2 protein-coding genes are annotated in these 3,112 nt (G+C 51.7%); both read left to right on the forward strand.

What is annotated here, in order from left to right:
* Window positions 1-528: 528 nt before the first annotated feature.
* Window positions 529-1,629, forward strand: a complete 1,101-nt coding sequence (locus LC354_RS27130; RefSeq protein ID WP_223429052.1) for a hypothetical protein — start codon at window positions 529-531, stop codon at window positions 1,627-1,629.
* A 475-nt stretch (window positions 1,630-2,104) separates the two neighbouring features.
* Window positions 2,105-3,031, forward strand: a complete 927-nt coding sequence (locus tag LC354_RS27135; protein ID WP_223429053.1) for a DMT family transporter — start codon at window positions 2,105-2,107, stop codon at window positions 3,029-3,031.
* Window positions 3,032-3,112: the final 81 nt, after the last annotated feature.

Here is a 3,112-nt window from a genome sequence, read left to right on the forward strand (position 1 = left end):
CCGGAACCACCCACAAACACAATCTGATAGCTGATCTGACCCTTGGCCTTACAGTGACTACATCTCAGCTTTGGGACATCCACAAGGTATCGCTGAGGAATTGCCGCTCTACGGGTCTTCTTTGCAACATTGGCACGAATTCGCAAAGATTTGGCACGTACTCGCAAAACACAGCCATTCATTCGGTTCATAAGGTTATTCAACGGCTCTAAAGAAGTCGGGAAGACGGAATGAAGTTTATATTGAACTCATGACCCCTCATCTAAACACTCACGGACGTTAAACCTGATGAAACCTCGACTAGTGGCACCGAGCATCAAGTTCCGGTGCCACTTTTTCCTGTTCGAGGTCAGCAACCCAAAAACCGTTTTGAACCGGGGGACAGACCATGGCCACTGCAATACTAGCTCTAGCCGCGAAATCCGGTGTCGAGCACAACCGGCACCACGAGTTCCCCTTCACAGCTAACACAACTAATGGCGTCCACGATATTGTTGTGGTCACATCGACTATTGAACGGAAATCACCATGCACCGACGCGCATTTCAAATCACACTGCTTCCAATGCTTCTGCTTTCGTTCTTGGAGCCAACTGCTGCGCATTCACAAACGGCATCCGTTTGCGACACCGCCTTTGTGAGACCTGCTTATCCCACGCGGCAAGCGTTCTGCAGTATTGGAGAAATGGTCGAGGATGCATACAATCCCGGCGTCAGCTATCCGTGTCAGGAGATTGAAGTCGATCACTTCATCTCTCTTAGTTACGCACACAAAAACGGGGTTTGTGATCCTGACAAACTCAGAAGACTTGCCAACGATCCCGACAACCTTCGACTGACGCATTGGCAAACGAACAGAGCCAAAGCTGCACTGTCCCCAGAAGAGTTTGCGACAAGGCGACTTTCTGCAGATCAGGCAGACCGTGTGACCGCCGATGCAGCCAAGATAAGGCAGCGTTACGGACTTCCTAAGCTGCATGTGTCCTCTGACCTAAAGACAACATGGCTCATTTCCGAGAGAGACAGGCTAGAGCATAAGAATGCTCAACTCCTGAAAAACGCGGCTGAACTCCGGAACACTCCAGTCACGTATCGCGGAAAGAAAATGGAAGCCGCAAAGGCCGTTTCCTACCACACGTCAAGGGTTAGCAGAATAGTTACACGGTCGGCGCTTAGGAATGTCGGCTCTATGGCTGGTGAGGCTTTGCCGTTTATCGGAATTGGGGTGATTGTAGGTGTTACGGGTTGGGAAATCAGCGATGCGTGTGCAAGCCTTAAAGAAAACTACGAGTTGAACATTGCTTTCAACCCTGAAGAAGCTATCGCAGAAGGTGTTCAGTCAGTCTGTACCATAAAAGTGCCTTCAAGTGACGAAATCATAGAAGAAATCAAGAATTCTCCCGCAGAGGCATGGGCAAGCGCCAAGGGTTATGTACCATCTCTACCAGAGATATCCGACGTCAAGATTGACTGGAATTCCTACATGGAAACGGCAAAATCAAGCGCAATCTGGCTGATGGAAAAAACGGGTGCTTCAATGCAAGACTTTGCGGTAGCGATATATGAGAGTTGGGGGTCGTACGGTTTGGAAAATGTTTCTATCGACACATTTTGGCCCTGGAGTGAATGAAACCACCCGCCTGTTTCGGCTCACAGCCTGTCCATTTTGCCTTCGTGGTTTTTGTCTGGCCAAGACGCTGTTCGTTGCTGGTGTGGAGTGCTCTGCGCAGGCTTGCTCGGACTGCTCAGGCCACGTTTGTCTGCCACACAGGGCTAGTGTTCATCACCTGACAAAAGGTTCCCAGTCTGCCCTCCATCGCTCGGACGATGGATCAAGGGAATAGGTTTAGCCTCGGCTGCCATGAGCGGCGGCTATGCGCAGATTGTGACCTTTGCAAAGTCGCAATGGACATGCACCGCTGAGCGACGTGATCGGCCCACAGCCGACCTCCAAGACCTACTCAAGATGCTGCGGTGCAGCCCGTCATTGCTGCCATTCGTGCAGAGCGCAGCATTTTGACGGCTTTATCGTCGGTGTGCGGACAGAATTGCCGTTCTTTGGTCGTGGTGATGCCAACCACATCAGCGTGTGGTAGCTATCAGAAATGGATACACAAGCCTCAGCCACGCGAGAATCTAGACCCTATGCCCTTGCGGTCGCAGGTGTTCTATTTGCATCCATCTGTTTTGGCTTTGTACCGTACTTTAGCCGTGGGCTGACCGATCAAGGTCTCGCTCCCTATGCGGTCGCTTTTTATCGCTACATATTGGCAGCGATTATCCTTTTACCAGCAATCCTGAAGTATCGTTCAAATTGGCAGGAAATCGTCTGGGGGATGGTTGCAGGAGCCGTGATGGGGGGTGGGTGGGTCGGCTATGTCACTGCTCTTGAAACAGTTCCTGCATCGACGGTCGGCGTCCTCTATATGACTTATCCGGTGTTCACGATTGTTATCGCATGGACGCTTTTTGGCGACCGACCGACGCGGCGCAGTCTTGTTGCAGCAGGATTGATTGTTGTTGCGGCGATAATTGCAGGATCTCCGGCATCTGTACCTCCAAACCAAATTCCAACGCTGCTCGTCTCGTTGGCGGCACCTTTTGGATTTGGTTTTGGCATATGTGTTCTCGTACACCGCTTGTCGCGCATTGCCCCTTTGGCCAGAATAGCATCGGTCTCACTAGGGTCGGTCATTGGCCTTGCCCCTCTCATTCTCACGTCTGAGGTTGGCGAAATCCTACCAAAAGGCGGGAGTGACTGGTTTCTAATTGTTGGGATCGGCCTTGTGACCGCGCTTATTCCGCAACTGATTTACACGGTCTGTTCACCTGTCATCGGGGCGACGCGCACGGCTGTCATCGGCAGCATTGAATTGCCCACGATGTTTGCCGTTGGCGTTCTTGCGTTTGGCGAAGTGATCACGGGTGCACAGGCAGTTGCCTGTGCCTTGGTTTTGGGGGCGATTGCCATGACTCAAAGTAGCTCAACCCGAACAGTTTCGACCGTGATCAGCAAAGAGCCAGAAAGGTAACTTCGGGCTCACTGCCGACCTCGGATTCAGCGCAGCATCTTATGATATGATGCCTTGTCAACGTCGGGTTGTCGATGTGGG

The organism is Tateyamaria pelophila (assembly GCF_019966495.1).
GTDB lineage: Bacteria > Pseudomonadota > Alphaproteobacteria > Rhodobacterales > Rhodobacteraceae > Tateyamaria > Tateyamaria pelophila.